17 protein-coding genes are annotated in these 22,051 nt (G+C 73.4%); 7 read left to right on the forward strand and 10 right to left on the reverse strand.

The features are described from left to right. The first annotated feature begins 78 nt into the window (after positions 1–78). The 3 genes from AB0B91_RS00180 to AB0B91_RS00190 all read left to right on the forward strand — a co-directional run bounded on the left by AB0B91_RS00180 (position 79) and on the right by AB0B91_RS00190 (position 3,682). Positions 79–327 carry an SCO4226 family nickel-binding protein gene (locus AB0B91_RS00180; protein ID WP_358312350.1) on the forward strand — a complete coding sequence of 83 codons (249 nt, stop codon included), beginning with the start codon at positions 79–81 and terminating at the stop codon, positions 325–327. A gap of 263 nt (positions 328–590) precedes the next feature. Beyond that, positions 591–1,580 carry a Glu/Leu/Phe/Val dehydrogenase dimerization domain-containing protein gene (locus AB0B91_RS00185; RefSeq protein WP_358312353.1) on the forward strand — a complete coding sequence of 330 codons (990 nt, stop codon included), beginning with the start codon at positions 591–593 and terminating at the stop codon, positions 1,578–1,580. A gap of 77 nt (positions 1,581–1,657) precedes the next feature. Then, positions 1,658–3,682 (forward strand): AAA family ATPase, encoded by a 2,025-nt coding sequence (locus AB0B91_RS00190; RefSeq protein WP_358312356.1) that lies wholly within the window; start codon positions 1,658–1,660, stop codon positions 3,680–3,682. Here the strand turns inward: AB0B91_RS00190 and AB0B91_RS00195 are convergent. From AB0B91_RS00195 to AB0B91_RS00230, 8 genes are all read right to left on the reverse strand, one after another. Next, a complete protein-coding gene (locus AB0B91_RS00195) occupies positions 3,654–5,567 on the reverse strand; it encodes an ABC transporter ATP-binding protein (RefSeq protein WP_358312359.1) in 1,914 nt (637 codons plus the stop codon). The genes AB0B91_RS00190 and AB0B91_RS00195 overlap by 29 nt on opposite strands. Further along, positions 5,564–8,461, reverse strand: a complete 2,898-nt coding sequence (locus tag AB0B91_RS00200; RefSeq protein ID WP_358312362.1) for a type 2 lanthipeptide synthetase LanM family protein — start codon at positions 8,459–8,461, stop codon at positions 5,564–5,566. The genes AB0B91_RS00195 and AB0B91_RS00200 overlap by 4 nt, the downstream gene beginning before the upstream one ends. 6 nt (positions 8,462–8,467) lie before the next feature. Further along, entirely contained in the window at positions 8,468–8,716 is a 249-nt protein-coding gene (locus tag AB0B91_RS00205) for a DUF6229 family protein (RefSeq protein WP_358312365.1), read from the reverse strand. An 80-nt stretch (positions 8,717–8,796) separates the two neighbouring features. Then, the gene (pcaC, locus tag AB0B91_RS00210) at positions 8,797–9,921 is read right to left on the reverse strand and encodes a 4-carboxymuconolactone decarboxylase (RefSeq protein ID WP_358312367.1); all 1,125 of its coding nucleotides are present in this window, start codon (positions 9,919–9,921) and stop codon (positions 8,797–8,799) included. Then, the gene (locus AB0B91_RS00215; RefSeq protein ID WP_358312370.1) at positions 9,918–11,375 is read right to left on the reverse strand and encodes a lyase family protein; all 1,458 of its coding nucleotides are present in this window, start codon (positions 11,373–11,375) and stop codon (positions 9,918–9,920) included. The genes pcaC and AB0B91_RS00215 overlap by 4 nt, the downstream gene beginning before the upstream one ends. Further along, positions 11,365–11,862, reverse strand: a complete 498-nt coding sequence (gene pcaG / locus AB0B91_RS00220; protein ID WP_358312373.1) for a protocatechuate 3,4-dioxygenase subunit alpha — start codon at positions 11,860–11,862, stop codon at positions 11,365–11,367. Before pcaG ends, AB0B91_RS00215 begins: the two co-directional genes overlap by 11 nt. Further along, positions 11,859–12,527 (reverse strand): protocatechuate 3,4-dioxygenase subunit beta, encoded by a 669-nt coding sequence (gene pcaH, locus AB0B91_RS00225; RefSeq protein ID WP_358312376.1) that lies wholly within the window; start codon positions 12,525–12,527, stop codon positions 11,859–11,861. Before pcaH ends, pcaG begins: the two co-directional genes overlap by 4 nt. A gap of 19 nt (positions 12,528–12,546) precedes the next feature. After that, positions 12,547–13,701 carry a 4-hydroxybenzoate 3-monooxygenase gene (locus AB0B91_RS00230; protein WP_358312380.1) on the reverse strand — a complete coding sequence of 385 codons (1,155 nt, stop codon included), beginning with the start codon at positions 13,699–13,701 and terminating at the stop codon, positions 12,547–12,549. Positions 13,702–13,780: 79 nt separating this feature from the next. On the opposite strand from AB0B91_RS00230, the gene AB0B91_RS00235 reads away from it, so the two are divergent. The 4 genes from AB0B91_RS00235 to AB0B91_RS00250 all read left to right on the forward strand — a co-directional run bounded on the left by AB0B91_RS00235 (position 13,781) and on the right by AB0B91_RS00250 (position 17,540). Continuing rightward, a complete protein-coding gene (locus AB0B91_RS00235) occupies positions 13,781–14,536 on the forward strand; it encodes an IclR family transcriptional regulator (RefSeq protein WP_358312383.1) in 756 nt (251 codons plus the stop codon). A gap of 66 nt (positions 14,537–14,602) precedes the next feature. Next, positions 14,603–15,685 carry a Gfo/Idh/MocA family oxidoreductase gene (locus AB0B91_RS00240; protein ID WP_219529620.1) on the forward strand — a complete coding sequence of 361 codons (1,083 nt, stop codon included), beginning with the start codon at positions 14,603–14,605 and terminating at the stop codon, positions 15,683–15,685. Further along, a complete protein-coding gene (locus AB0B91_RS00245; protein ID WP_358312386.1) occupies positions 15,682–16,551 on the forward strand; it encodes a PmoA family protein in 870 nt (289 codons plus the stop codon). Before AB0B91_RS00240 ends, AB0B91_RS00245 begins: the two co-directional genes overlap by 4 nt. 92 nt (positions 16,552–16,643) lie before the next feature. Then, the gene (locus AB0B91_RS00250; RefSeq protein WP_358312389.1) at positions 16,644–17,540 is read left to right on the forward strand and encodes an NAD(P)H-binding protein; all 897 of its coding nucleotides are present in this window, start codon (positions 16,644–16,646) and stop codon (positions 17,538–17,540) included. A 4-nt stretch (positions 17,541–17,544) separates the two neighbouring features. On the opposite strand, the gene ligD is transcribed toward AB0B91_RS00250, so the two are convergent. Together ligD and AB0B91_RS00260 are read right to left on the reverse strand one after the other, a co-directional pair. Continuing rightward, positions 17,545–18,702, reverse strand: a complete 1,158-nt coding sequence (ligD, locus tag AB0B91_RS00255) for a non-homologous end-joining DNA ligase (RefSeq protein ID WP_358312392.1) — start codon at positions 18,700–18,702, stop codon at positions 17,545–17,547. 30 nt (positions 18,703–18,732) lie between these two features. Next, entirely contained in the window at positions 18,733–22,050 is a 3,318-nt protein-coding gene (locus AB0B91_RS00260; protein ID WP_358312395.1) for a BTAD domain-containing putative transcriptional regulator, read from the reverse strand. Position 22,051: the final 1 nt, after the last annotated feature.

Here is a 22,051-nt window from a genome sequence, read left to right on the forward strand (position 1 = left end):
AATCTTGGGATGATTAATGGCGTATGTCGGATTTAGGCTTGGAGGGATTTCGCCAGCTGTCTCCAGCAGGAGGAACCCATGTCGAGGTTCATGGACGTCCACCACAACATGGTGGGCATCACCGACGAGCAGTTCCGTGAAGCGCACGAGGCCGACCTCGCGATCCAGGGAGAGGAGGGAGTGTCCTTCGTGCAGGCCTGGGCGGATCCCGACGAAGGTCTCATCTACTGCCTGTCCGACGCGCCGAGCGCGGAGGCCGTACAGCGGATCCACCAGCGGTCGGGCCACCCCGCCGACGAGATTCACCCCGTGCCGCTGGCTCTCTGACCGCGCTTCAGGAGGGCATTCGCGCCGCCGCCGCGGGCCTCGCCGGGGCGCGGCGGAAAGGTGATCCATGGGTGCTCGGCCAGTCGCCGGGGATCCAGGTGGTGCCCGGCGACGAGGCGCAGTCGTGCGCCTGGATGGCCGATGTGGAAACTCCGTTCGCCGGTTGGGATACGTGGAGCGCCGACTAGGGTCGCGGTGTGCCGAAAACACGCCCTTCTCCGTCCGCGATGTTCGACCGCATCGAGGAGTAAGGCGCGGAACAGGTGGTGTTCGGGAGCGACCCGGCCACCGGGCTGCGCTCGATCATCGTCATCCACGACACCACGCTCGGCCCCGCACTGGGCGGGGTGCGGATGTGGCCGTACGCGAGCGAGGCGGAGGCGCTCGCCGACGGCCTGCGCCTGGCGCGGGCCATGACGCTGAAGGCCGCGGCCGCGGGGCTCGGCCTCGGCGGCGGTGCCGCCATCGTCGTCGGCGATCCGGCACGCGACAAGTCCGAAGCCCTGCTGCGCGCCCACGGCCGGTTGATCGCCACGCTGGGCGGCCGGTTCATCCCGGTCAACGACGTCGGAACCGGGCAGGCGGACATCGAGGTCATCGGCCGCGAGACCGCGCCCGTCTGCGACAAAGGCGATCCCTCTCCGTACACGGCGCTGGGGGTTCTGGAATCGATCCGTGCCGGGCTGCGCGCCGCCCGAGGCTCCGGCGAGCTCGCCGGAACGACCGTGGCCGTTCAGGGAGCCGGCAACGTCGGCTCCCACCTGACCCGCCTCCTGCGCGCGGAGTCCGCCGACGTGGTGATCGCCGACCTCGTCGGCGAACGCGCCCGTGACGTGGCCGAACGGTACGGCGCGCGGCGGATGTCACCACAGGACATCGTCTCGGCCTCCTGCGACGTGTTCGCGCCCTGTGCTCTCGGCGAGGTGGTGACGGAGGAGACGCTCCCCCGGCTGCGATGCCGCGTCATCGCCGGAGGCGCGAACAACGTGCTCGCCGAACCCGGCCTCGCCGACGCGCTCGCCGGGAAAGGCATCCTGTACGCGCCGGACTTCCTCGCCAACGCCGGAGGGCTGGTGTATCTGGAGGGCCGGCTGCTCGGTCACGACGACGCCCGCTCGACCGCGCGGGTCAAGCGCGTGGGAGGGATCGTCGCCGACGTCTTCGAGCGGGCGGACCGCGAGCACATCACCACGGTCGAAGCCGCCACCGCGATCGCGCACGCGAGACTGGCGGCACACAGCCCCGGCAGCTGACGGCGACCGAGGTGCGCACGCCGTGGAACATCCTGTCACGCCTCCTAGGTGGGGAGACGGGAGGCGGCGGGAACACCATGATCGATGGGACTGGCGGACGCGAGAGCAGAGTGCTGATCCGGCTGGTGGGGTCGTTCACGGTCGAGCGGGACGGCCTGCGCGGGACGGTCGGCGGCCGGGCCAGGACGCTCCTGAAACTGCTCGCGGTCGAGCGCGGCCACGCCGTGCCCACCGACCGCGTCGTGGAGGCGCTGTGGGGCGACCGCCCGCCGAAGCGGCCGGTGGAGAACGTCGCCACGCTGGTGAGCAGGCTGCGCAGGACACTCGGCCCGCAGGCCGTGACGGGCGGCAGGCGGAGCTACCGGCTGGGCGAGCCGCCGGCGGTGAGCGTGGACCTCGACGAGGCGACCGCGCTGATCGCGGAGGCGGAGGGGCGGTTGGCGGTGGACGAGGCGGCCGTGGCCGTCGCCGCGGCGACGCGGGCGATCGAACTGCTCGACGGCGGTGCCGTACTGGATGGGGAATCCGACGCCCCTTGGGCGGCGGCGGCGCGGGGCGAGGCGGCCGGGCTGCTCCGGCAGGCGCGCCACGTGGCGGCTACGGCGGCGCTGCGGATCGCCGAGCCGGGGCGGGCGCTGCGGGCGGCCGAAGCGGCGGTGGCCGCGGACCCGTTCGACGAGGCCGCGCAGCGCCTGCTGATGCGGGCGCATGCCGCGGCGGGCGAGCCCGCGCGGGCGTTGCTGGCCTACGAGCGGCTGCGCGACATCCTGGCGGCCGAGCTGGGCACGGACCCGGCTGCCGAGACGCGGGCCGTGCACCTGGCGATCCTGCGCGAACAGTCGACCGCTCGCCTGACCGGAACCGCGAGGGAAGGGGGTGCCGCTCCCCTGGCCGGAGTCGCGCGGGAAAGGGGCGCCGTGCTGCCGGGGCGGGCGGTGGAGGTGGCCGGGATCTCCCGGTCCTGGGCGGCGGCCGTGGCGGGGCGGACCGCCGTGCTGCTGATCGCGGGCGAGGCGGGCATTGGCAAGTCCCGGCTGGCCGAGGAGGCGGTACGGGTCGCGCGGGCCACCGGCGGGATCGTCCTGCGGGCGCAGTGCCACGAGATCGAGCGTTCGCTCTTCCTCCAGCCGTTCGCCGACGCGTTGGCGCCGCAGGTCACCCGGCTCGCCGGGCCCGTGCTCCGCGACATGGTGGGCGATGGGGCGGAGGCGCTGGCCAGGCTGATCCCGGAGGCGGCGCCGGCGCTGTGGCAGGGGCGCAACGGGGCGGGCGGGCGCAGATCCGTGTACGAGGCGGTGGTCGCGTTCCTGCGGGCCCTGGCGGCCGGGAAGCCGGTCCTGCTGGTGCTGGAGGACCTGCATCTCGCCGGGACGGCGACCGTCGAGCTCGTGCACTACCTGGCCCGCCGGGTCTCCGGCGCCCGCCTGCTGGTCGTCGCGACGGCCCGCCCGGCGGAGGGCATAGCGGAGGGCGTGCCGGAGGGCCCGGCGGAGGGCCCGGCGGAGGGCCCGGCGGAGGGCGTGGTGGACGGCCCAGCGGACGGCGCGGTGGACGGCTCTGCGGCGATGGACGCGCTCGGGCGCGCGGCCGTCCGGCTGGAGCTGGGGCCGCTGCCCGCGCAGGCGGTCGCGCGGCTGGCCGTGGCGGCAGGCTTGGGCCACTGGGCCGACGAGGTCCTCCGCCGGACGCGTGGCCATCCGCTGTTCGTCGTCGAGCTGCTGCGCGGCCTGGCGGCGGGCGAGCGCGGGGTGCCGGAGGCGCTGCGCGCGGCGGTGCTCGCGCGGGTCCGCCGGATGGGCCCGCTGGTGGAGCGGCTGCTGCGGGCCGCCTCCGTGCTCCGCCGCCCCTTCGATCCGGCGCTGCTGGGCGAGCTGCTCGGCCTCTCGCCGCAGGTGGCGGCCGAGCAGTGCGAGCGCGCGCTGCGGGTGGGGCTGCTGGTGGTGGTGGGCAGCAGGTACGAGTTCGCCAACGAGCTGACGCGGGAGGCTCTTTACTCCGTTACACCCGCCCCGACCCGGCTGGTCTACCGCCGCCGTGCGGCCGAGCTGCTCGGCCGCCGCGACTGGCCGGTGGTCAATGGCCGGAGCTGTAACCGCCGCTGAGGGGTAGTTCGTCGGCGTACATCCGGGCCTGCAACTCGTACAGCTCCGCGTACCGGCCGGATCGGGCGATCAGCTCGTCGTGCGTCCCCTGCTCCGCCAGCTCGCCCTCGTGCAGGAGGTAGATCCGGTCGGAGTTGCGTACGCTGGCCAGCCGGTGCGTGATCAGGATGACGATCCGGCCGGTGGCCAGGCGGCGCAGCGACTCGTACACCGCGAACTCGGCCTTGGCGTCCAGCGGCGCGGTCGGTTCGTCCCAGATCAGCACGGGCGCGTCGCGGAAGACGCCGCGGGCGACGGCCAGCCGCTGCCATTGCCCGCCCGACAGTTCGCGGCCGCCGCGGAAGTACTTCGACAGCAGCGTCTCCCAGCCGTGGGGCAGGTCCGCCACCACGGTGTCGGCGCCCGCCAGCTCGGCGGCGGCGCGCAGCGCCAGGTCGCCAGGGTCGTCGCGGTCGTAACGGCCGGCTCTGACGTTGGCGCGGGCGGTGTGCGGCCATCGGATCGGGTCCTGGAGCACCATCATGATCCGGTCGCCGACGCTGTGCGGGTCCAGCTCGCGGATGTCCACGCCGTCCCAGCTCACCTGGCCGCCCGTCGGCTCGTAGAGGCCTGCCATGATCTTGGCGAGCGTGGTCTTGCCGGAGCCGTTCTCGCCGACCAGGGCGATGGTCTGGCCCGCGCGGACGGTGAGGTCGATGCCGCGCAGCGCGTCGCCGGTGCCGCCCGGGTAGCCGAACTCGACGCCGCTGAGCGTGATCACCTGTGGTGCGGCGGGCGCCGGCCGGGTGGTCGCCGCGGGGCTCCTGGAGGCGGCGTCGTCGACGAACTCCTGGTAGTCGGCCACGTACATGCCCTGCTCCAGCAGTTGGTGCGCCGAGTGGACCAGCCGGCTGAGCGCGGCGTTCGCGGTCCGCACGGCTATCACCGCCCCGCCGGCCACCGCCAGCGGGATCCAGCCCGCCTGGAGCAGCAGGCCGAGCACGGTGAACGTGATGCCGGCCATGAGCCCGGTGAGCGCCCGGCCGACGGTGCCCACGCGTATGTGGGCGGCCTGTACGCGTACCTCCTGGTCGCGCAGGGGGTCGGCCACCTCGGCGTACTCCCGCAGCAGGAAGTCCTGGGCCTGGCAGGCGCGGATCTCCGGGGCGGGCTCGCGCTGCGTGCCCAGCTCGGTGATCATCTGGACCCGGCGGTTCAGGGTGACCGTGCGGGTCATGTGGGCGTACGCCAGCCGGGCCGAGCGCTGCACCGTCCAGGCCGACGGGAACACGCCCAGCACCAGCACCGGGAGCAGCGCGGCGTGCAGGACGGCCAGGCCGGTGACGGCGGCGGCGAATGCCAGCGCCGCGCCGATGAGGTCGACCAGGTTGTCCACGGCCCGCGCGAGATGGAACAGACCGCGGTCGCGCGCCCGCTGCATCCGGTCGTAGAAACCGGCGTCGTCGTAGGCGGCCAGCTCCACGCGGAGCCCGGCCGCGAACAGCTCACCCTCCGCCATCCGGCGCACCTCGGGCGTCAGCCGGGCGTAGGCGGCCGCGATGGCCGTCTCGACCGCGCCCCGCAGCACGTACGCCCCCGCGACGAGCACGAGCATGGGCAGCGCGGCCGCCACCACCTCCACGGTGGGACCGGCGGCGAGCAGCCGTTCCAGCGCCCCCGTGGTGGCGAGCAGGCCGAAGGCCGTGGCGGCGCCCGACACGAGCTGGAGCAGCAAGACCGTGACGGCCTGCCGGGGCGCCGCCCGCGCCACGATCGCGAGCACCGCCCGGCTGGTGGCCGGCAGCCGCCGGCACATCCGCCAGACGCCCATGTCGCCGGCGTCGTCGAGCTGCCAGTACGGCGACACCATCTGGACGTCGGCGGAGGCGTCGGCGGAGGCGCTCAAGACGCCTTCACCGGACCGGGATCGGGCAGCAGCACCGACGGCAGCGTGCATTCGGGATGCATGCGGAGCAACTGGTACGCGACCCCGCCGAGGCCCGGCATGATCCCCGGGACGAAGGCGTCCCGGGCGAACCCGCTGACCGGCCCGTGCTCCTCGACGCTGCCGAGCAGGTGGGCCTCCAGCCGGGGCCGGTCCAGCCCGCCCGCGCCGAGCCCGGCGGTGACGGCGAGGTCCAGCACCTCCCAGGCCCCGAAGTCGCCGTGGCACAGGGTGTGGTTCCAGCCGATGCCGTCGGCCTGGCTGGACTGCGCCGCGCGCCGCAGCAGGTCACGCAGCCGCTCGGGGTCGCCGCGACCGGCCATGAGCCGGTCGGCGGCGACGGCCGCGATCCCGACGGAGCCGTGGCACCACGCCGCCCCGATCTGGTCCGGCCCGCGCAGGTCGCGCCAGCTTCCGGTCTCCGGGACGTACAGGGTCTCCTCGTAGGCGAAGGCGGCCTCGGCAACGGTGGCGCAGTCGGTGTCGCCGGTGGCCGCCGCCAGCCGGTCCAGCGCCCAGCCGATGCCGGTCGCCCCGTGCGCCAGGCCGCCGATCCCGTCCGGGAAGCCGTCGACCGTCCAGCACGCGGTGTCGCCGCGTACGCGTGCCGCCGACACCAGCTTGCGGCCGATCTCCCCGGCCAGTTTTCCCGCGTCGGCGTCGCCCGCGCTCTCGTGGAGTCGCAGCAGCGGCACCACCGCTCCGGCCATACCGCTCACCAGGTCGATTGACGGCTCGGAGTCCAGGGCCGCGGGCAGTTCGCGGACGATGTCCGCCGACCGCGAGAACGCCTCGGCCGGCTCGATCACGCCGAGCCGGACCAGCAGCAGCCAGCCCCAGATCCGCGACGCGAGGCCGAGGTAGCCGCCGACGGGCGCGGGCCGGCGCGTCTTGATCTCGACCCGGTCCTTCTCCCACTGCGCCTCCGCCATCCGCACGGAACGCAGCACGGCGTCCAGCAGCGGCCCCACGTCCGGCACCGAGTCGGCCCGGCCCGCCTCCATCTCGCGCAGGTAGCCGGCCAGCAGCGCGGCGATACCCGCCGCCCCGCCGTACATGTCGAGGCCGAGCGGCAGCACCGCCCATCCGGTCGGGTTGAGCACCGGCGCGATCCACGTGACCGTGCCGTCCTCGGCGCGTACGGCGGCGTCGGACAGCGATCGCACGATGCCGGCCGCCAGCGCCCGCCGCCTGCGGTCCAGGCCGTCGGTGTCCAGGCGAGCCGGGAGCAGGCGCCGCTGGGTGGGCACGCCGCCCTCGTTCAGGTACGCGCTGACCAGGGCGGACTGGATCACCTGCCGCTCCAGTCCGAGGTCGGCCGACCGCCACCGGCTCAGTGTCCCGGCGATCAGGTCCTGGGCGGGACCCCACAAGGTGCCACGCGGCCCGGTGAGCCGGCCGCGGCGCGGCGTGGTGGCGAAGAACGGCACGTCGCCGTCCAGCAGCTCCTCGACCTCCGCCTCGATCACCACGGGGTCGTCCGGCCGGCCGGGCGCGTTGGCCGCCTGCTTGGCGAGCAGGTCCGCCGCGCGCCGCCGGGCGACGGGCTCGTCGTGCAGCGCCTGCGGGTGCCAGAGCATCCGCTGCAGCTCGGCGTAGCTCTCGGTGGACCTGAGCACCAACCGGATCGGCAGGTCGGCGAACTCCTCAAGCCACCCCTGCAGTTCGCCGCCCTCGTCGATCTTCCTGAGCCGCCTGGTCAACTGCGCGAACCCGTCCACCACCAGGTCCCAGTGCTTGATCAGCACGGGTTCCGGGCTCGGGTGGTTGAGCGAGAGCGGGACGCGTACGGGCGCGAGTCCGATCCGCGCCTCGTCGGTGCCGACGCCGAGGATGACGGGCAGCTCCGTGACCGGTTGCTGGCCGGGCAGCGAGCCGATGGCCGACATGTCGACGCCGCGCCAGCCGAGCGCCAGCCCCCGGCCCGGCAGCAGCCCGGTGCCCAGCACCGAGCCGCCGATCAGCCGCCCCGCCCGGTCCGGCGCGAGCCCGTACCCGGACTCGCGCGGCGGCGACTGGGGCGTGAACAGCGTCTCGCAGTCCACGACGGTCGGGATCGGGCCCGCGGCGATCAGGTTCTCGGCGTGCAGGTCGGTGCCGCCGATCAACCGCATCACGGCCAGCCAGTGCCCGAGGTTGCGGTAGAAGCAGCGCAGCTCCTCTTCGTCGGCGCAGTAGCGGTGGGCGACGTGCTCGGCCCAGCCGTAACCGTCGCCGTTCACCACGTCGGGGACCCTGATCCGCGTGTCGGCGGGCTCGTCGGCGAGCAGCCGGTTCAGCAGCCGCGTCACGGCGAGATCCACGGCGACGGACCGCGGCTTGTAGACGACCTTGCCCGCGACGCAGCTCAGGATCGCCACACTCTGCCCGCCGCGATGGCTGTCCCCCGCGCCGAACTCGACGCTCACCAGCTCCCCCGGCTCATCCCCCTCGAACGGCCGGAGCAGCGTGGTGACCAAGGGCCGGTCCGCGGCGAAGCGGCGGGCCAGGCTCATCGCCGCCGCGCACCTGTTGGCGATCAGCCGGCGCAGGCGCGGGAGCAGGGTCGGATAGTGGCCGCCCAGCGACTCCCAGAACTCCTGGTTCGCCGCCTGGGACTCCCAGTCCCGCCACCTGGCCTCCGGGTCGTCGCCGGTGAGCCTGCCGGTGATCCTGGCCGCGTTCAGCTCCAGGAGCAGCACCCGGTTGGTCCTCAGGCGGACGGTGTCCAGCAGCGCCTTGGCGGCGCCCGCGTGCACGGCCCGGCGTTCCGTTTCCGCCAGGCCCGCGACGGACCCGAGCCGGGCCGCCAGCCGCTCCAGTGATGGTTCGAGCAGGCGGTCCAGCACGGTGTCGCTTACGGTGTACTCCCCCATGTCAGGTCAGCAGCACAAGCGCCCGGCGGAGGCCGTGCACGCCGTACCGCAGCCGCCCACGGTCTGGTCGGGGGGAGGAGGAGGCGGGTTGCAGCCCGACGCGGCGAGGATGGATTCGAGGGTGATGTCCGCTTCCGCGTACTCACCGCTGGCGAACAGCGGGCCCGCCGGGTTCTCCCAGCCTTCGACGAGCTCGGTGCCGCTTCGCCAGCCGGCCACGATCCGGTCGGCCTGTTCCTGGGTCAGTCTGGGCATGCGATCGATCCTTTTCTTGAGCCGGACAATTTCGCTCAAGATGCTGCCAAGCGGCATTGCAGATTCGTTGCAGCCGGGGATCAGTCCTGGGACAGGACGCGCTGGGCGACGGCGAAAGCGGCGTTGGCGGCCGGAACCCCGCAGTAGATCGCCGTCTGCAGCAGCACCTCGCCGATCTCGTCGGGCGTCAGGCCGTTGCGCAGGGCCGCGCGCACGTGCATGGCCAGCTCGTCCAGCTGGCCACGCGCGACCAGCGCCGTGAGGGTGACACAGCTGCGGGTACGGCGGTCGAGGCCGGGGCGGTTCCAGATCTCGTCCCAGGCGTAGCGGGTGATGAGGTGCTGGAAGTCGCGGGTGAAGCCGGTGGTGGCGGCGACGGCGCGGTCGACGTGGGCGTCTCCGAGCACCTCACGCCGGGTACGCATCCCGGCCGCGTGACTCGAATCGCCGCCCAGGTGCTGGACTATCGCGGGCGTGACGGCGTCGGCCCGCTCCACACTGGCCAGGTGCGCCGCGCCGGGCACCACGCGCAGCAGCGCCCCCGGAATGCCCTGGGCCAGCGTGAGAGCCTGGCCGAGCGGGGTGGCCGGGTCGTCGGCCCCGGCGACGATCAGGGTGGGGGCGGTGATGGCGGGCAGGCGTCCGGTCAGGTCGCAGGACGCGATGGCCTCGCAGCAGGCGGCGTACGACTCGGCGTCCACGCCGTCCAGCATGTCCGTCACCCAGCGGCCGTCGTAGCCGGCGGTGAACCAGCGGGCCGCCAGGGCCGGCGCGAGCTGGGCCACGCCGGAGGCACGCACCAGCGCCGCCCGCTCCAGCCACGGCCCCGGCTCACCGAACCGGGCCGACGTACAGCACAGCACCAGACTCCGCACCCGGCGTCGTGGTGCCGCTGCCTGCTCTCCTGCGGCGATCGCGGTGGCGATGGCGCCGCCGAGCGAGATCCCGCCGACCGCGAACTCGTCGTCGTGATCGTCGTCCACCAGATCGAGTACGGCCCGCGCCAGGTCGTCGATCGTCAGCCCGGAGGCTGCGGGGGCCGAGCCGCCATGGCCCGGCAGGTCGTACCGCAGCACCCGCCACGCCTCGGTGAGCGCGCTCAGCTGCGGCTCCCAGATGTCGAGCGTGGTGCCGAGCGACGGCCCGAGCACCAGCAACGGCGCTCCGGCGGGACCGTCGACGCGGTGATGCAGCTTCATGCTCATGATCGCTTCCGGTAGTCGGCGAGGATACGGTCGACGAGTTCCGGCGCGGCGCCCAGATAGCCCTCGGGGTCGAGCAACTCGTCCGGCCCCTCCAGCGGGCCAGGACGGCTCAGTGCCTCGTCGAGGGCGGCGCGGCCGAGGTGGAGCGCGAGCCGTTCCGACACGATGCGCCCGCCGGTCAGGCAAGCGTTGTCACGCATCCGCTCGGGGAACACCTGGAGCCCGGCGACCAGCTCGGCCGCCGTCTCCGCCGCGCCACCGGTCAGCCGGAGACATTCGCGCAGCGGCAGCCACTCCGCCTGCCAGGCGCCCGCCGCCCGCTCGTGCTCCCCCGCCGCTCCCAGGAGCTGGGCGTACGCGGGCACCTGGAGCGCCGCCGACCGGATCAGCACCGACAGGGCGGGGTTGCGCTTCTGCGGCATGGCCGAGGAGTTGCCTCGGGAGGACTCGGCCACCTCGCCGACCTCGGTCTGCGCCATGAGGATCACGTCGGTCGCCACCTTGCCGAGCGCACCCGCCGTACCGGCCAGGGCCGCGCCCAGCTCGGCGACCACGGACCGCTCGGCATGCCACGGCGCCAGCGGGGCGGCCAGCCCGAGCTCCTCGGCGTACAACTCGACCAGCCGAAGCACCCGCGTCTGTGCACCCTCGGCATCCCGAGCCACCTCGCCCCCGAACGCTCCGACGGCCGCGTCACCACCGCCGGAAGACCCAGCAGGCTCAACGCCGACCTCAGGTGATCTCGTCGGCTCGGCGCTGTCGCCGGGCGGTCCCGCAGAGCCGACGCCACCACCAGGCGATCCGACGGGCTTGGCGTCGGTGGAGCGGGCGGTTTCAACGAGGGCGGCGAGGGTGCCTGCCGCGCCGCCGAGTTGGGCGGGGAGTCGCAGGCCGCGCAGGCGGTCGCGGGCGCGCAGGAGGCCGGACAGCCAGCCGGCCGCCTTCAGCCCGAACGTCGTCGGCACCGCCTGCTGGCCCAGCGTGCGAGCCGCCATCAGCGTGTCGCGGTGCTGTTCCGCCAGCCCGGCGAGCACGCCCATGACCGCGTCCAGATCGGCCGTGATCAGCCTGACGGAACGCGCGGCGACCAGCATGGCCGCCGTGTCGAAGATGTCCTGGCTGGTGGCCCCCCGATGCACGAACTCGGCGGTGGCTTCGGCGGCGGTCGCTTCGGCGGCGGTGACGGCTTTTCGCAGGTCGGCGACCAGCGGGACGACGGGGTTGGCGGCTTGCCGGGCGCGCTGAGCCAGGTCCGGCAGGTCGGGGGTGAACCCCGTCGCCACCCGGTCGATCAGCGCGGCCGCCCCGCCGGGGATCAGCCCCGCGCGGCCCTGCGCGCGGGCCAGCGCCGCCTCGGCGTCCAGCATGGCCCGCAGCCAGGCCGCGTCCGAGGTCGCCGCCTCTACCCGGGTACCGGCCCGCACCGGCGCCAGCAGCCCGCTGTCAGAAGTCAAGGAACACCGTCTCCCCATCCCCCTGCAGCCGCACGTCGAACTCGTACCGGTCCGACTCCCCCGACGCCGTCGCGATCAGTGTCCCCCGTCGTTCCGGCTCCAAGCCGTCCAGCAGGGGATCAGGCCGATCCTCCAGGTACACACGGGTCAGCAACGACCTCAGCAGCCCCCGGGCGAACACCTGCAACGACAGATAAGCCCCCTCAGGCCGTACCGTACGGAACCTAAACGAACCATCCGGAGCCGTTGCGCAGCGCCCGAAGCCGGACACCTGCCCGTCGCCGCGCAGCAGCGCGCCGCGGTCGCCGGCGCGCCCCAGCCAGAGCTCCAGCAGCGCGTCCGGCACCGGCTCGCCGGCGCCGTCCAGGACGCGCCCGGTCAGCGTGATCGCGCCCGGATGCCCGGGAGGAACCAGTTCCCAGTCGTGCGGGTACGGCAGCGCGTGGCTGAAGAACGGCCCCACGGTCTGCGAGGGGGTGAGGTTCATGACGACTCCATGGGGGTGCTGCCGAGCACGATGTCGAAGGAGTAGCCCAGCGCCCATTCGGGCTCGGTCAGCTCCATGGAGAAGGCCGAGACGAGCCGTTGCCTGGCCGCCTCGTCGGGGACCGACTGGAGGATCGGGTCGAAGGGCATCAGCGGGTCGCCGGGGAAGTACATCTGGGTGACGAGCCGCTCGGTGAACGCCCGCCCGAACACGGAGAAATGCAGGTGCGCCGGCCGCCACGCGTTGTGGTGGTTGCGCCAGGGGTAGGCGCCGGGCTTGATCGTGACGAACCGGTAGCGGCCGTCCTCGTCGGTGAGGCAGCGGCCGGCGCCGGTGAAGTTCGGGTCGAGGGGGGCGGGGTGCTGGTCGCGTTCGTGGGCGTAGCGGCCGGCGGCGTTGGCCTGCCAGAGCTCCACCAGCGTGCCGCGGATCGGCCTGCCGGAGGAGTCCAGGATGCGGCCCGTGACGGAGATGCGCTCGCCGAGCGGTTCCCCGGCGTGCTGCCTGGTCAGGTCGGCGTCGAGCGCGCCGACCTCGTGGTGGCCGAAGACCGGGCCGGTCAGCTCGATCGCGTCGGGATCGTCCTTGAAGGCCACCGGCGGCCGCGCGGGCGCCCGGAGGACCGTGCTGCGGTAGCCGGGGCTCAGGTGGGGAGGATGGGTCATGGCCGTCCTTCGAAGTTGATCATGGCAGTCCCACGTAGTTCTCCGCCAGTGTTGTCGCGGCCGCCTCGGAGGAGGTCACGTAGTCCAGGTAGGACAGCTGCAGCCGCCTGCCGTAAGCGTCGTCGGAGTCGAACGTGTGCAGCAGGGTCGTCATCCACCAGGAGAAGTGCTGAGCCCGCCAGACCCGCTTCAGGCAGGACTCGGAGTAGGAGTCGAGCAGGTCGGCCGAGCCGGTGGCGAAGAACCGGTCCAGCGCCTCGGTCAGGACGCGCACGTCGGCCACGGCCAGGTTCAGGCCCTTGGCCCCGGTGGGCGGGACGATGTGGGCGGCGTCGCCGGCGAGGTAGAGCCGGCCGTACTGCATGGGCTCGGCGACGAAGGCCCGCATCGGCGTGACGCCCTTCTCGAAGATCTCGCCGGTCTCCAGCGTGAAGCCGGGGACGGTCTCCAGCCGCGCCTTCAGCTCGGCCCAGATCCGCTCGTCGGGCCACTCGTCCACGCCGGCGTCGGGCGGGACCTGCAGGTAGAAGCGGCTGACCGTGGGCGAGCGCATGCTGTGCAGCGCGAAGCCGCGCTCGGTCCTGGCGTAGATGAGCTCCTCGGACGAGGGCGCCACCCTGGCCAGGATGCCGAGCCAGGCGAAGGGATACTCCCGCTCGAACACCTGCAGAACGCCCGGCGGGATCGACGGCCTGGACACGCCGTGGAAGCCGTCGCAACCGGCGATCACGTCGCAGTCGAGCCGTTCGCCGCCGAACGTCAGGTACGGCTCGGCCTCCAGCGAGTGCGCGGCCACGTCCTCGATCTCGAACCGCACGTCGCCGCCGGCCTCCAGCCTGGCGGCGATCAGGTCCTTGACCACCTCCTGCTGGCCGTACACGGTGATGGACCGGCCGGGCACCAGCTTCTCGAAGGCGACGCGGTGGCTCTGCCCGTCGTACCTGAGCTCGATGCCCTGGTGCGGCAGGCCCTCGCGCAGCAGCCGCTCACCCACGCCGGCCTCGACCAGCGTGTCTACCGTCCCCTGCTCCAGCACGCCGGCGCGCACGCGGCGCTCCACGTAGGCGCGGCTGCGCCGCTCCAGCACCACCGAGGAGATGCCGCGCAGATGGAGCAGATGGGACAGGAGCAAGCCTGCGGGGCCCGCCCCGATGATCCCTACCTGAGTGCGCATGACGGAAGCATCCTGCTTAGGCGGCCGATTATCCGAGCAACCCCTTCCACTCAGCGGAAGAATTATGCAAGATTGCGGCATGGCAGGCGGATCCCGCGAGGCGGGGCGCACGGTGACGTCCAAGGTGCTCGCCATCCTGGGCGCGTTCGACGCCACGCATCCGCAGCTCACGCTGACCGACCTGGCCAGGCGCAGCGGCCTGCCCCTGAGCACGGTGCACCGGCTGGTCGGCGAGCTGGAGGAGTGGCAGGCGCTGAGCCGCGCGCCCGACGGGCGGCTCCGCATCGGGCTGCGGCTGTGGGAGCTCGGCCAGCTCGCGCCCGCCAAGCTCCAGGACCTGGCCCATCCCTGGTTGCAGGAGCTGTTCGCGAGCACCGGCGAGAACGTTCACCTGGCCGTCCGCGACGGCCTGGAAGTCCTGTACGTGGACAAGGTGGCCGGTCGGCGGGCCGTGCCGATCGTGTCCAGGACGGGCGGGCGGCTGCCCATGCATCCGACGGGCGTCGGCAAGGCCCTGCTCGCCTTCGAGCCCGACTGGTTCGTCCGCTCCTACCTGGACCGCGTGCTCGAACGGCCGACCCCGCACACGATCACCGAGCCGGGACGGCTGGCCCGCGAGCTGGCCACGGTGCGCGCTCAGGGGTACGCGCTGACGTACGAGGAGATGACGCTCGGCTCCTGCTCGGCCGCGGCCCCGATCCTGGTCGGCGGCCGGCCCATCGCGGCGCTCGGCATCGTGCTGGCCGCCAGGCGCGCCCGCGAGCTCCCCCGGCTGGTCGAGCCCCTGCTGAACGCCGCGAACGGGATCGGCAGGGCCTGCGCCGCGGCGGCGTAACACTTGCCCAAGCGTGCCCCGGCACCATAGCGTGCACCGGTAAGCGCTTTCCAAAGGAGGCCGCCCGTGCCGTCCCCCCTCCGCGTCGCCGTCGTCGGCGGTGGCGCGATCGCGAGCTTCGCGCACATGCCCGCGTTCCAGGCGCTGCCTGACGAGATCGAGGTGGTCGCCGTCGTGGACGCGACCGCCGAGCTGGCCCAGGCGTTCGCCGACCGGTTCGGCCTGGCGTACGCCTCGGACGATCTCGAAGGCATGCTCGCCGAGGTGCGCCCCGACCTGGTCGCCGTCTGCAGCCCGCCCTCGCTGCACGCCGCCCAGGTGGCGGCCGCGCTGCGCGCGGGCGCGTGGGTGTGGTGCGAGAAGCCGCCGTGCCTGTCGCTGGCCGAGTACGACGCCATGACCGCGGCCGAGCAGGAGGGCGGGCCGTACGCGGCGATCGTGTTCCAGCAGCGGTTCGGCTCCGGCGCGCAGCACCTGCGGCAGCTGATCGCCAAAGGCGCGCTCGGCGCCCCGTACGTCGCGCACTGCCAGACCACCTGGTTCCGCGACGACGCCTACTACGCCGTGCCCTGGCGCGGGCGCTGGGAGACCGAGGGCGGCGGACCCGCCATGGGCCACGGCATCCACCAGATCGACCTGCTGCTGGAGCTGCTCGGCGAGTGGAGCGAAGTCCGCGCCATGGCGGCCAGGCTGGCGCGTGACGTCGAGACCGACGACGTCACGACCGCGCTGGTCCGCTTCGAGTCGGGCGCGCTGGCCACGGTGGTCAACAGCGTCCTGTCGCCGCGGCAGGTCAGCCACCTGCGCATCGACCTCGCCGACGCCACGCTGGAGCTGACCCACCTGTACGGCTACGCCAACGACGACTGGACCTGCACCCCGGCCGAGCACGCCGGCGAGATCGACTGGCCGCCGGCTGAGGACGTGCCCACCTCGCACCTGAAGCAGCTACGCGACCTGGTCGCGGACCGGCGGGCCGGCCGGCGGCCCCGGGCCAGCGGGCGGGACGGGCGCCGATCACTGGAGCTGATCACCGCGATGTACAAGGCGGCGCTGACCGGCGGCACCGTACGCGCGGGCGAGGTGGGCCCCGGCGATCCCTTCTACCGCAGCCTGCACGGCGACACCCCCGGTTGGAGCCCCTCATGAGCGCGATCATCTTCGAGGCGCACGGCGTTGAGCTGATGCGCTACGTCCACGAGCCCGACCCGCAGCCGTTCGAGGCGCCCAAGCCGTACGTCCACCCGCTGCGTACGCTGGCCGGTGACGTGGTGACCTCCTACCGGCCGCACGACCACCGCTGGCACAAGGGCCTGCAACTGACCGCCTCACACGTCTCCGGCCAGAACTTCTGGGGCGGCGGCACCTACGTCCGCGAAGAGCAGCGCTACATCGACCTGGACAACAACGGCACGATGCGCCACGACACCCTGGACGTCCGCCAGGACGGCCTGTCGGGGCGGCTGACCTGGCGCAGCTCGCGGGGCGAGCCCTGGGTGGAGGAGCGGCGCGAGCTCACCATCGAGGCGGTCGATCCGGCGAACGGCTCCTGGGAGCTGGTCTGGCACACGACGCTCACCGGCCTGCGCGACGAACCGCTGCGTTTCGGCAGCCCCACCACGCACGGCCGGCCCCTGGCCGGCTACAGCGGCCTGTTCTGGCGCGGCCCGCGCTCGTTCACCGGCGGCGAGGTGCTCGGCCCCGACGGGCTCGGCGGCGAGGAGATGATGGGCCAGCGGGCCCGCTGGCTGGCCTTCCAGGGGCGGCACGACGAGGTGGACCGGTCCTCCACGCTGGTGTTCGTGCCGGAGCCGGGGCCGGAGTCGCACTGGTTCGTGCGCAGTGTCCCGTTCGCCGCCGTCAACCCGTCGTGGGCGTTCCACCGGGAGTTCGAGCTGGCGCGCGGCGAGACGATCGCCCGCCGGTACCGGATCGTGCTGGCGACCGGCTGGTGGGGCACCGAGCGCATCGAGGAGCACCTGGCCGGTCGCCGAGCCGCAGAATCCGGTCCCTGAACAAGGCGGCGGAGACAGACCCTTTGACCAAGCATGCGATGAATTTCGTTGTCAATTCGGGAGAATTCCCAGGCTGAGGGTATGGGCGGGGAATGCACATTCTGGTCACGGGGGCAACCGGCACGCTGGGCAGAGCCGTGGTGCCCACACTCGTCAGGACAGGGCACTCGGTGCGGGCGTTCAGCCGCGCATCGCACCCAGGCCAGGACATCGAATGGGTGTGGGGCGACCTGGCCTGGGGCAAAGGCGTGCTCAGCGCCGTGCGGGGCGTCGATGCGATCATCCACCTCGCCACCCTCGCCCGCAAAGGTCACCGAGCCGATTCCGTCGACCTCGCGGGCACCCGGTGGCTGCTCGACGCGGCCGGGGACGCCGGCGTGCCCCACCTGGTGTACGTCTCGATCGTCGGCGCCGACCAGGCCGCGACCGGCTACCTGGAGGACAAGCTCGAAGCCGAGCGGCTGGTCAGGGAGAGCGGGATCGGCTGGACGATCCTCCGCTCCACGACGTTCCACCAGCACCTCGAGGTCTTCCTTCACGAGCTGGCCGCCTACCCCGCGATCCCGGTGGATCGCTCGATCCCCTGGCAGCCGGTCTGCACCTCCGAGGTGTCCGCGTGCCTGAGCGACCTGGTCGCCGCGGGTCCGGAGCGGGGGGTGATCGAGTATGGGGGGCCGGAGGTGATCGGCATGGACGAGGTGATCAGGCTCTGGCTGCGAGCCAGGCACCTGCACCGCATGCTGCTGCCGATGCGCTATCCGGGTGGCAGGTGGGCCGCCCAGCGGGCCGGCTGGCACATCACGGACGCCACGCCGCTGGGGCGGATCAGCTGGCACGAGCACCTCTTCCCCGACCCGCCCGAGCCGTCGGACGACTTCGCCATCGAGCACACCGCCTCGCCGACCAGCCCGGCCACCCAGCCGGACCTCGACCCGAACTCGCACGTGTACGGCGGCGACGAGGGCTACGAACGCCCGACCCGCCTCTGATCGGCTAGGTCCACGGGTCGTAGTCGACCTCCAACGGCTCCTGACCGGGCCGCTGATCCTCCGGGACGTGCTGGAGGTTGACCCGGATGCGATACCACACACTGCTGCGCCCGCGCATGCCGTCGACCAGCACATCAGCGGGCTGGAGGCAGGCGGCCACCTCGGGATGCCGGGCCTGCCACCGCTCGAACCCCGCCTGCGCCTCCTCCTTGTGCTGCGCCCTGGCGATCTCGACGACGGGCAGGTCTTCGCGCTCGGGGGCGGGCCCCTGCGACTCGGCCAGCTCCAGCAGCGACTCCAGGCCGCCCACATGCAGGTCCATGTCCGCCCACGGGTCACCGAGCTCGGCGAACCGCTTGGGCACCGTGTCGATCGTATGGTCGCCCGGCCGGCAGCCCGGCACTTCGTCCCAGGTCAGCGGCGTGGAGACGCGGGCGTCGGCGACCGGCCTGACCGAGTAGGCGGAGGCGACCGTGCGGTCGTAGGCGTTCTGGTTGTAGTCGACGAACACGCCGTGCCGCTGCTCCTTCCACCACCGGCTGGTGGCCACCTCGGGGGCACGCCGCTCGACCTCGCGGGCCACCGCCTCGGCCGCCCGGCGCACCTCGGCGAACGTCCAGCGCGGCTCGATGCGGGCGTAGACATGGAAGCCCCGTGATCCCGACGTCTTCGGCCAGGCGGTCAGGCCGTGGTCGGCCAGCACCTCGCGGGAGACCTGCGCCGTGCGCAGCACGTCGCCCCATCGCACGCCCGGCACCGGGTCGAGGTCGATGCGCAGCTCGTCGGGGTGGGCCAGGTCGGCGGCCCGCACCGGGTGCGGGTTGAGGTCGACGCACCCCAGGTTGACCGCCCACACGACGTGGGCCAGCTCGGTCGCGACGACCTCCTCGGCGCTGCGCCCGGAGCGGTAGCGCAGCTCGGCCACCTCGACCCAGTCGGGTCGCTTGGCCGGGGCGCGCTTCTGGAAGAACGCCTCCTCCTCGATGCCGTGCACGAACCGCTTGAGCACCATCGGCCGCCCCTGGACGCCGCGCAGCGCGCCCTCACCGACCGCCTGGTAGTAGCGGATCAGGTCGAGCTTGGTGTGCCCGCTGCCGGGGAACACCACCTTGTCAGGGTTGGTGATGCGCACGTCGCGCCCGGCGACCTCGATGTCAGGCATGAGGTCACGATACGCGGGGCCTCCGACACTTCACGCGAGGCTCCTGGCCTCCCAAAAGGCCAGGCCGAGTCGCCGGTGCGTATCGATCGCCACCCGCCGGTGCTCGTCCGCCTCGCCCGTACGGCCCAGCCGGGCGGCCAGCGCCGCGAGGACGTCGCGGACCGAGCCCCAGGCGCCGCTGCCCATGCCCATGACGATGAGCTGGTCGGCCACCGGCAGCAGCAGCTCGTACAGCTCTTCCGGGTCCGGCGTACCGAGCCGGGCGGCGATGAGGCCCCAGATCGGGAACAGGAAACCCCCTGACCAGTCGTCCCGCAGCTCCGTGCCCCACCGCGCGATCAGCGCCCTGGCCAGTTCCTCCTTGCCCACGTCGAGGGCGGCCAGGATGGCGAGCGGCCGCATCGGGACCATCTGCGGGAGGTCGCTCGCGGCGATGAGGTCGTCGACGATCTCGGCCACCCGGCCCTGGCCACGTCTGCAGGTGTAGAGCGTGGCCAGTCTGCGGGCCTCCGCGCCCCACGGGCTGGCGCCGTACTTGAGGTCGGGGAAGTCGGCGACCAGCGCCTCCGCCTCGGCCCAGCGGCCGTGCAGGGTGTGTCCGCCCGTCTGCGCGACCCGGACCATGGCTTCCAGCTCGGGGCGGCGTACCTCCTCCAGGACCCGCTCGCAGCGGGCGAGCTCGCGCTCCCACTCGGCCAGATCTCCCGCGCGGAGCAGGCAGGACATCCGCAGCCCCCCTGCCACCAGCCGGGCCTCCCTGGTCAGCCCCGGAATGGCCAGCATCTCGTCGGCGGCGCGCAGCCGGGCGGGGTTGTTACCCATGACGAACCCGGCGATCAGGTAGTTGTTCAGCGTCCTGGCCAGCAGCGCCGGGTCGCCCAGCGCGCGGGCCAGCTCCACGGCGTCCGCGGCGAGCAGTTCGCCCTCGGCGCGGCGGGGGCCGTAGTGGAGCTCGACGCCGAGCGTACCCAGCAGCGTCGCCCTGGCGTGGTCGTCGAGCGGGCCCGCGAGCAGGTCCTCCAGGACGGACACCATCTCCTCATCCACCACGCCGTACGGCCGCCAGTTCCACACCGACAGCCCACCGAACGAAGAGACCGCCGTCACCAGCGCGTCGCGGTCGCCGAGCCGTTTGGCCGCCGCGATCGCCTCCGTCAGGTAATGCAGGGCGCCGTCGGCGTCGCCCACGGTACGACGGGCCTGGCCGAGCTCGGTCAGCAGGTGGCAGCGGTCGGCCGAGTCGCCGGGCGGCAGGTGCGCGACCGCCAGCTCCCAGAACATGACCGACTCGGTGTAGCCGTGACGGGCGACCGCCTCCCGAGCCGCGGCGACGGCGTAGGCCGCCGCACGGTCCGCGCCGCCCAGCTTCGCGGCCGCGGCGAAGTGGCGGGCGAGCAGGGCGGGGTCGGTGCCGGGGAGGGTCTCGAGGTACGTACCGGCCCGCAGGTGCAGGCGGGCCCTGGCCAGCTGGGTGAGTCCGGCGTCGAGCGCCTGCCGTACCAGGGCGTGCGAGAAGCGGTAGTCGGCGGCCTGAGCGCTTCCGGTCCGTTCGCCCACGGCCAGGGCGGCGGGCACGGTCGTTTCTCTCAGCGGGCCGAGAGCCAGGGCGGGCTCGGCCGTCTCGGTCAGCAGGCCGACGGCCAGGGCCGGCTCGGCGAGGGCCATGACCTCCTCGACCGGCCGTTCGGTCAGCGCGGCCAGCAGGTCGAGCGTCACCTCTCTGCCCGCCACCGCGGCGGCTCTGAGCAGGTCCTGCGTGGCGGCGGGCAGCCGGGCGAGCCGCCGGTCGATGACGTCGCGGGCCCCGGCCGGGACCAGGTCGCGCTCGTTCTCCGGCAGGCGGAGCAGCTCCGTCAGGTAGAACGGGTTACCGCCCGAGCGGTCGAGCATCGCCACCGGATCCGCGTTCACCCGGCGCAGGCGCAGGTAGTCGAGCACCTCGGCGGCGTCGAACGGGGCCAGCGGCACCCGGTGGCTCTCCCGCGCCAGCGCGCCCAGCGTCTCGCGCAGTTGCTCGGGGTGTTCGCCCGGCTCGGGCCGGAGCGTGACGAGGACGAGCGCGGACGTACGGGCGAGCTCACCGGCGACGTGGCCGAGCAGCTTCAGCGACGAGACGTCGGCCCAGTGCACGTCCTCCAGCACCAGCAGGAGCGGGCCGCCACGCAGCCGCGACACCACGCCGTCGTACAGGTCGAACAGCTCGGCCTGCGGTTGCGCGGGGATCAGCCCCGCCTGGGTCCAGGGCCAGAAGGACGGGGCCGTCTCGCCGTCCAGGCAGCGTCCCCAGGCCGTCTGGAAGCCCCGCGCGGTGGCCACCTCGGCGGCGGCCCGCGCCAGGCTCGTCTTGCCGATGCCCGCCTCGCCGGTCACCAGCAGCAGGCCGCCCCTCCCCCGGCGGGCGTCGGCCAGCAGCTCCTCGACCAGCCGCAACTGATCGTCCCGCGCGACGAGCCACTCACCGGCCGCCTTTGTCCCGTCACCGTTGAACGGGCCGTCCGCTGATGTACCGGTTCGAGCGGCGGCGCCCCATGAGTCGGGTGCCGGGGTGGTGAAGGCGGTCGGGGCGGTGAGGCCGGGTGCGGTGAGGGTCATCAGGTCGGGCGACTGGTCGAACACCGCCTGTTCCAGCCGCTTCAGCTCCGGCCCCGGCTCGATGCCCAGCTCGCCGTCCAGCAGCGACCGTACGCGGCGCAGCGCCCCGAGCGCGTCCGCCTGCCGCCCCGCCCGGTAGAGCGCCAGCACCAGCAGCCCCCACGCCCGCTCCCGGTAGGGATGCGCCTCGACCAGCGCCTCTAGGTCCGGCAGCCCGGCCTCGCCGAGCGCCAGCCGCGCCTCGAACCGGTCCTCGGCCGCCCCCAGCCGCAGCTCCTCCAGCCGGTGTACGGCCCGCCGCGCGAAGTCCAGGTCGGCGAACTCTCCCAGCAGCGCCCCCCGCCACAGCCCGAGCCCCCGGTCGAGCACCTCCAGCGCCTCGGCGTACCTGCCGCCCTTCAACACGCGGCGCCCGTCCTCGGCCAGCGCGGCGAAGCGGCCGGCATCGACCTGTCCGGGCACGATGTCGAGCAGATAACCGGGCTCGCGGGTGAGCAGCAGCCGGGGCGGCGTGCGCGGCTTCCTGCCGGGTTCCAGCACCCGGCGCAGGTGGGAGACGTACGCCTGGAGGGTCGCCGTCGCCTTGGCCGGCGCCTCCCCGGCCCACAGCTCCTCGATCAGCCGGTCGAGCGGCAGCACGCGCCCCGGCGACAGGGCCAGCAAGGCGAACACGGCCCGCTGCTTGCGCGTGCCGAGATCGAGCCGAACGCCATCACCGGAGTCAACCTCAAGCGGGCCGAACAGACGTACATCCACA

The organism is Nonomuraea sp. NPDC049141, assembly GCF_040648415.1.
Taxonomy (GTDB): domain Bacteria; phylum Actinomycetota; class Actinomycetes; order Streptosporangiales; family Streptosporangiaceae; genus Nonomuraea.